At 56.2% G+C, this 6849-nt stretch carries 7 protein-coding genes and 1 pseudogene; 4 read left to right on the top strand and 4 right to left on the bottom strand.

All coding sequences use genetic code 11. From position 1 onward, the window contains the following. Both H0247_RS19325 and H0247_RS19320 read left to right on the top strand, forming a co-directional pair. Positions 1 to 402: polymorphic toxin type 8 domain-containing protein (locus H0247_RS19325; RefSeq protein ID WP_180743979.1), on the top strand; the 402-nt coding region annotated here is incomplete at its 5' end. Beyond that, entirely contained in the window at positions 399 to 788 is a 390-nt protein-coding gene (locus H0247_RS19320) for a DUF2750 domain-containing protein (RefSeq protein ID WP_180743978.1), read from the top strand. The genes H0247_RS19325 and H0247_RS19320, both read left to right, overlap by 4 nt. A 69-nt stretch (positions 789 to 857) precedes the next feature. Here H0247_RS19320 and H0247_RS19315 read toward each other — a convergent pair whose 3' ends face one another. The 3 genes from H0247_RS19315 to H0247_RS19305 all read right to left on the bottom strand — a co-directional run bounded on the left by H0247_RS19315 (position 858) and on the right by H0247_RS19305 (position 1936). Further along, a complete protein-coding gene (locus H0247_RS19315; RefSeq protein ID WP_180743977.1) occupies positions 858 to 1202 on the bottom strand; it encodes a SymE family type I addiction module toxin in 345 nt (114 codons plus the stop codon). Further along, the gene (locus H0247_RS19310) at positions 1199 to 1528 is read right to left on the bottom strand and encodes a SymE family type I addiction module toxin (RefSeq protein WP_180743976.1); all 330 of its coding nucleotides are present in this window, start codon (positions 1526 to 1528) and stop codon (positions 1199 to 1201) included. The genes H0247_RS19315 and H0247_RS19310 overlap by 4 nt, the downstream gene beginning before the upstream one ends. A gap of 66 nt (positions 1529 to 1594) precedes the next feature. Next, positions 1595 to 1936 carry a helix-turn-helix domain-containing protein gene (locus tag H0247_RS19305; protein ID WP_039276714.1) on the bottom strand — a complete coding sequence of 114 codons (342 nt, stop codon included), beginning with the start codon at positions 1934 to 1936 and terminating at the stop codon, positions 1595 to 1597. A gap of 131 nt (positions 1937 to 2067) precedes the next feature. Between H0247_RS19305 and H0247_RS19300 the strand changes: the two genes are divergently transcribed. Beyond that, entirely contained in the window at positions 2068 to 4965 is a 2898-nt protein-coding gene (locus H0247_RS19300) for a DNA primase (protein WP_180743975.1), read from the top strand. 45 nt (positions 4966 to 5010) lie between these two features. Beyond that, complete coding sequence (gene xerC / locus H0247_RS19295; protein ID WP_180743974.1) at positions 5011 to 6054, top strand: site-specific tyrosine recombinase XerC; 1044 nt, start codon at positions 5011 to 5013, stop codon at positions 6052 to 6054. Positions 6055 to 6608: 554 nt separating this feature from the next. On the opposite strand, the pseudogene H0247_RS19700 reads toward xerC, so the two are convergent. Beyond that, positions 6609 to 6849 (bottom strand): annotated as a pseudogene (locus H0247_RS19700) (hypothetical protein); the annotation flags it as partial.

Raw genomic sequence — 6849 nt, 5'->3', positions numbered from 1 at the left:
GACCCGATAGGTTTAGATGGTGGGTTTGGCCCATATTCCTATGTTCATAATCCGTTAGAATGGGTCGATCCGTTAGGGCTATCTACTGGTCGAGCAGGGAAGCAAGCTCGATTAAAAGAACTCGCCAATGATCCTAAACAGCCTCGCCATGTTCGTGGTTGGATAAAGCAGGAACAGAATGCGATGGCCAGAGGAAATAGAACCAACATTCGTAATCCTCCCGGATATCAATTAGCTCACTGGCGCGGTTATGAATCGGCGAAAGGCTATGGCTATGAGTATTCCGATCCACAGCATACCGATCTTCATAAACTTCAGCATAAATATGATGGTCGTGGTAGGAAAAACAAACCTGGCGCAAGTGGTAAAGGAAAAAAAGCCTGTAAGGGGAAAAGTAAATGAGAATTTCTGCTAAAGAAATAGAGGCGATGTCTAAGAAAGGTAATAAAGATAGATATATCTATTTCATTAAGAGAGTTGCTGATAATGAGTCCGCATGGGTGCTTGATGATGATGGATTCGCTTTAAGTAGTGATGGTTCTGGTAACAATTTTATTATGCTGTGGTCAGCTAAAGAATATGCCGAGTTGTGCGCTGTAGATACATGGTCTAGCTATAAAGCTAAAGAAATTAAACTGGATTATATATTTGAAGAATTATTGCCTGATTTATCAGGGGGTAATACTAATATTGGTGTGTTTATGGTTCCATCAACAACCGATACACCAATTGTTAGCCCTGATAAGTTATTGGCTGATCTTCAAAATGAATGTGAAAAATATAATTAGTATTTATTAGTTAAATAAAAGCCGGAAGCGATCACCCGATCCTTCCGGCTTTTTATTTTGATTGTCTTATTACGCCAGCATCGTTCCCACCTCAGCCCGAATAATTATCCTGCCGGGCAGCACCTCAATCCTTAACGGCTGGCCGAGTAACCCGCTTTGGGTGAGCCAGTCGCCTGCCAGCGTCAGTTCGCCGTTGTCACTGACCCAGTCCGCCCCTTCCGCTTCGTTGCCGTCCAGTTCAGCTATCAGCGCGGCGATATCGGTGTCTTCATCGAGCCCTGTCAGCACCAGCCCGTTACGGTACAGGCCAATGCGGAACAGGGTGTTAGCGGTAAAGTCTGCCTGTGCCAGTTCATCGCCCGTTAACGTCAGTTCCGGCAAGCCGCCGTGGTGGAAAGCGTATCTTATGCTCATCGCGCACTCTCCACGTTCAGCCCGCCGGGAAAACGGTTCAGCCACTGGGTTGCCGCGCGTTCATCAAACGGAGCGATGCTCAGCGCTTGCAGGTTGCCCCAGAGTTCATGGATATCCTGCGTGGTGATGACGATGCAGCCGGGCATGATGCGCAGCTTCAGCGGTTGTCCGGTGGTAAATCCGGCGTCTTTGAGCCACTGCCCGGCGATGTTGATAGCGGGTGTGTCGTGGTTGCCTTTAATCGGTCGATAGCCGACACGGGTAAAGCGTTCGGCCTGAGAGATTTTAAAAACGGTGGTATCTGGCGTAGAATGCGCGTCAGCCATGGTAACTACTCCTATTAGTTGCTTGTGGTGAGCAATGTGTACGGGTGCCAGCCCGTATGCATTGCGCTACTTTAATTTAGATGACCATCGTTCCGCCTCGTACTTGATAATCATCCCTTCCAAGAGTTGCTTGATAACCTTCTGCTGCTCCGGCTCCATGTGGCTGATAGCCTGAAACTGCAAGGCAAGGTCAGCATCGGGCTTCAGCTCATCCCCTTCAAAAACCAGATAATCTGTTGTGACCCGCAAGACCTGAGACAGCTTTTTAAGTGCGTCAAAAGAGGGTAAGGCATTACCGCCTTCGTAGCGCTTTATCTGCGTGACATGAATCCCTGTCGCGTCAGCCAGTGCCTGTTGTGATAAGCCTTTTTGTTTACGCAGAGACGCGATACGAACACCGACAGTCATAGCATCAGACCATGTTAAAAAGTGGTTCGTCATTCTATCCCCCTGTAACTATCCCTCTTGACATTGGTATGCTATAGGATACTAAAATAAAGCTCAATAGAATCTTGACGCATTTTTGTAAGGAACCCGATATGGCACGTATCCCCGAATCTGAGTTGCAGCACCTGAAAGCCGCCGTGTCACTGGTCGAGGTGGTGCGTGGTCAAGGTCGCAAGGTGGTGAAGCGCGGCAAGGACTGGGTGGTGCTGTGCCCGTTCCATGACGAGAAAACGCCGTCATGCGTTATCAGCCCAGACAAGAATCTCTATCACTGCTTTGGCTGTGATGCAGGCGGCTCGGTGCTGGACTGGGTGATGAAGACAGAAGGGTTAAGCCTGCGTCATGCGGTCGATAAACTGCGGCGTGAGCTGGGTGAAGTGCCCGCCGTCGCGCCGTTGCCGCCTGTTAGTGATATCGCTAATGAACAGGAAAAACAGGCGTTACTGCATCGTGTTACTGAGTTCTATCACCACACGCTGCTGAACGCGCCGGAGGCCATCGCCTATCTGGAAAAGCGCCGCCTGAATCATCCTGAGTTAGTGGCGCAGTTCCGCTTAGGGTTCGCTAACCGGACGCTGGGCTACCGTCTTCCATCGAGCAAACTGAAAGACGGGGCAACCGTTCGCAGCCAGTTGCAGGCCATCGGGGTGATGCGTTCATCCGGCCATGAACATCTGGCGGGGTCGTTAGTGGTTCCGGTTATCGATATGAACGGTCAGGTAAGGGAGCTGTACGGGCGCAAAGTGGGCGACCGTCTGCGTGCCGGAACGCCGAACCACCTGTATCTGCCGGGGCCACATGGCGGGGTGTGGAACGAGCAGGCACTGGTTGCCAGTAAGTCCGTTATCCTATGCGAATCCCTTATCGATGCGATGTCGTTCTGGGTAGCAGGCTACCGTAACGTAACGGCGGCGTATGGGGTGAACGGCGTTACCGATGAGATGCGGCAAGCCTTTATCCGCCACGGCGTGAAACAGGTGTTGATCGCGTTCGATAACGATACGGCAGGGGATGACGGCGCGGAAAAACTGGCCTCGTCTCTGGTTGCTGATGGCATCACGCCGTTCCGTGTGGTGTTCCCAGCGGGAATGGATGCGAACGAGTACCTGTGCAAAGTCTCCGAGCCAGAGCAGGCGTTCCGTGCCGCGATAGAAGGCGCCATGGCGATGGGGGAAGCGGTCAGCACTGAACCTGAGTCCGTGGCACAACGGAAAGCCGCGCCCCAGCCTGAAATCCCTTCTCAACCAGCCGCTTCCTTAGCTGCGGGTGTGGTAGTTGAAGTCTTACCGAATGGTGAAGTTGAAATCGCACTGTCCGGTCAGCAGTGGCGCATCCGTGGGATGGCGTCGGTGAAAGCGGGTAGCGGCGTGATGAAGGTGAACGCGCAGGTACTGGATACGGAAAGCGGCGTGGTGTTCGCGGACAGCGTGGACATGATGAGCGCGCGCTCGCGGGCAGGTTATGCGCGGTTAGCGGCCAGTGAACTGGGGCTGGCCGAAAGCGACATCAAACGGCACTTAGGCCGTGTACTGCTGGCACTGGAAAGTCATCTGAGCCAGCCGGAAACGGGTGATAACACCGCGCCGGAACTGGACGATGCCGCGAAAGGCGACGCGCTGGCGTTGCTGCAAGACCCGAATCTGATCGGCAGGCTGACGGATGATCTGGCCGCCTGTGGCGTGGTCGGTGAATCGACCAACTTAGTGGCGGGTTACTTAGCCGCCGTCTCCCGTAAGTTAGATAAGCCGCTGGCCGTGCTTATCCAGTCGTCGAGTGCAGCGGGGAAATCCTCGTTGATGGATGCGGTGCTGAACCTCATCCCGCCGGAAGAGCGCTTGCAGTACAGCGCCATGACGGGACAGAGCCTGTTCTATCTGGGTGAAACCAATCTCCAGCATAAAATCCTCGCCATCGCGGAAGAGGAGGGTGTACGGCAGGCGGCGTATGCCCTCAAGCTGCTCCAGTCGGATGGTGAGTTAACCATCGCCAGTACAGGCAAGGATGATGCCACAGGAAACCTCGTCACCAAACAGTACACGGTGAAAGGCCCGGTGATGCTGATGCTGACCACCACGGCCATCGATGTGGATGAAGAACTGCTTAACCGCTGCCTGGTTCTTACCGTGAACGAATCCCGCGAACAGACCGAAGCCATCCATGCGTTGCAGCGCCATAAACAGACGCTGGAAGGGCTGCTGATGGAGAACGAGAAAGGCTATCTGACGGAACTGCACCAGAATGCGCAGCGGCTGTTACGTCCGCTTAAAGTGGTCAATCCGTTCGCCTCACAGCTCACGTTCCTGAGTGATAAAACCCGTACCCGCCGCGACCATATGAAGTACCTCACCCTAATACAAAGCATCGCGCTGCTGCACCAGTATCAGCGGGAGGTGAAGACCGTTGAACACCGTGGCACGGTCATCGAATACATCGAGGTTGAGCGCTCGGATATCGTGCTGGCGAATCGGTTAGCGCACGAGATATTAGGCCGGACGCTGGACGAGATGCCGCCACAGACAAGGAAGCTGTTGCTGCTGATACAGGGGATGGTCAATCAACTGGCACACGCGCAGAGCCGGAAACCGGGCGAGGTGCGCTTTACGCGGCGGGATATCCGCAACGCGACCCAGTGGAGTGACAGCCAGCTAAAGCTGCACTGCCTGCGACTGGCGGAAATGGAGTATCTGTTGGTTCATGGCGGCAGTCGGGGACACCTGCTGCAATACGAGTTGTTGTGGGATGGCACGGTGCCGGAAGGGGCGCACCTGTGCGGGTTAATCGAGCCGGAAGTCGGTGAAAAAGACGGGTACGACTCACGCAAGTCTGGATCTGATGAAAGCAAGTCGGGGTCAAGTCTACCCCAAGTCGGGGCTAAGTCTGGGTCAGAAAAACCGCGCAAAGCCGCAGCCGATAAGGGTTCCTCTGTGGCAAGTCGGGTTAACGGCAAAAGCACTGTTCCGGCAGCACACAATAAACCCATCGTACCGTAGTTCCCTTATCTGCTTCTTCCCCTCACCCATGCAGGACGCGCCGCCATGACCCGACCCAAATCACCCAGCCCAGAAGCCCTTTACCTTAGCAGCCTGTCACAGACGCTGCGCCAGTACACCACGGCGTATCTTGAACACCTGACGGCCACAAACCACAGCCCACGCACGGTAGAAGGGTACGGTGAACGGCTGCGCCCGTTCGTGACGTGGTGTGAAGAGCGGGGGCTGACGCAGGCGGCACAGGTGAGTCTGTCGGTGCTGGAAGCGTATCAGCGGCATCTGCACAGCTACCGCAAAGCCGACGGCAAACCGCTGGCCCAAGGCGGGCAGCTTAACCGCCTGACGGCTATCCGTATGCTGTTCCGCTGGCTGCTGCAACGGCATCATATCCTGTACAACCCCGCCGAACAGATGACGCTGCCGAAAGCGGAAAAGCGGCTTCCGGCGCAGATACTGAGTGAGGAAGAAACCGAAGCGGTGATGGACGCGCAGGACACCGAGACATTAACCGGACTGCGTAACCGTGCGGTACTGGAAATGCTGTGGAGTACCGGGTTAAGACGGAGCGAACTGGCCAGGCTGATGCTGGCCGATGTGGACGTGGGGCGCGGGGTTCTGGTGGTGCGGCAGGGCAAGGGGAACAAGGACAGAGTGGTGCCGGTGGGAATGCGGGCACTGGTCTGGGTACAGCGCTATCTGGATGCGGTAAGGCCGAGGCTGACGACGAAACATGACAGCGGTTATCTGTTCGTCACGATATGGGGGAAACGGCTGGGGCGGTCAACGCTGACGATACTGGCAGGGCGTGCGATACGGGATGACGCGCATCTGAAGAAAGCGGGAGCGTGCCATGTGTTCCGGCACTCGATGGCAACGCAGATGCTGGAGCGGGGCGCGGACACACGGCACATACAAGCGATACTCGGCCATGAGAAACTGGAAACCACACAGATATACACCCGTGTGGCTATCGGCCATCTGAAACAGGTGCATGAGAAGACGCATCCGGCGGAGCGTAAGCCGAAAGCGAGGCGCAGAAAGAAACGCAAGCCGGACGCTACGGTATCGCCGGACAGCCCGAAAAAGTAGCTCACTCTCTTCAACCTCGCGGTACGGTGTCTGGCAAAAGGCGCGCCATCCGTGGCGCACCTCTTGCCTTGGTCGGCTAAGGCGCTCCGGCGGTAAATGTCGCCCGGCCAGCGCCAACCTCTATTACTCTCTGTTCGTAACGTTGCTGGCCAGTCGTCATTCAACATAATGTGGCATTACGCGCAAGTTGCTGAACGCAACCCGCGCGTAACACACATTATGTCGGCGCCGGTTGAGTAATGGGCGCGCTGCGGCTACCTTGACCACGGTGTGCGGCTGGCCGCCGGGGTTCGGCGCTTGGGTAAGGTGTGGCGCACAGCTCGCAGGCTCGCTCTGCTATCGGCATCGCGTTCCTTCCCTGGCTCTGACGGAGTGGCCGCCTTCCCTGGCGGCGCAGGCTCCGGCGTCAATCCTCGGCCAACATCAACGTCAACAGAACAAGGGTTGTCGGCCTGCGGCCTCCGCTGAAGGGCTTTATGCCCGCCCGGCTGCGTCTGGCTGCGCGGGGTCGCAGTCGGCAGGCTCCTTGCTCCTTCCCCGCTCGCCAGCTTCCGCTACCCGCCCCGGTGTGGCGTGGTCATGCAAACCTGCCGCTTCCTCCGGCACCGTGCAACAGAGCGTCGCAGGCCGACGCTTGCGGACTCTTTGCCGCCCGCACCCGCAGAACCCGCCCGGCTTCCCCAAACGAGTTGCGGAAGCCGGGCGGGTTGAGGTGGTAAACCCCAAAAGGCGAAACGACTAATGGCAGCGGCTGTCGCCGCTGCTATGATGTGGCGCAGGCAGACAGGGAAGTCA

It is taken from the genome of Pectobacterium sp. CFBP8739 (assembly GCF_013449375.1).
Classification (GTDB): domain Bacteria; phylum Pseudomonadota; class Gammaproteobacteria; order Enterobacterales; family Enterobacteriaceae; genus Pectobacterium.
Note: the sequence above shows the minus strand (reverse complement) of the source record. Positions and strands in the feature narration are given on the sequence as shown.

What these genes read in the sequence shown, in the direction of transcription:
- H0247_RS19320 (WP_180743978.1), top strand. Translation starts at nt 399, where the DNA reads ATGAGAATTTCTGCTAAAGAAATAGAGGCGATGTCTAAGAAAGGTAAT.
- H0247_RS19315 (WP_180743977.1), bottom strand. Translation starts at nt 1,202, where the DNA reads ATGAGCATAAGATACGCTTTCCACCACGGCGGCTTGCCGGAACTGACG.
- H0247_RS19310 (WP_180743976.1), bottom strand. Translation starts at nt 1,528, where the DNA reads ATGGCTGACGCGCATTCTACGCCAGATACCACCGTTTTTAAAATCTCT.
- H0247_RS19305 (WP_039276714.1), bottom strand. Translation starts at nt 1,936, where the DNA reads ATGACTGTCGGTGTTCGTATCGCGTCTCTGCGTAAACAAAAAGGCTTA.
- H0247_RS19300 (WP_180743975.1), top strand. Translation starts at nt 2,068, where the DNA reads ATGGCACGTATCCCCGAATCTGAGTTGCAGCACCTGAAAGCCGCCGTG.
- xerC (WP_180743974.1), top strand. Translation starts at nt 5,011, where the DNA reads ATGACCCGACCCAAATCACCCAGCCCAGAAGCCCTTTACCTTAGCAGC.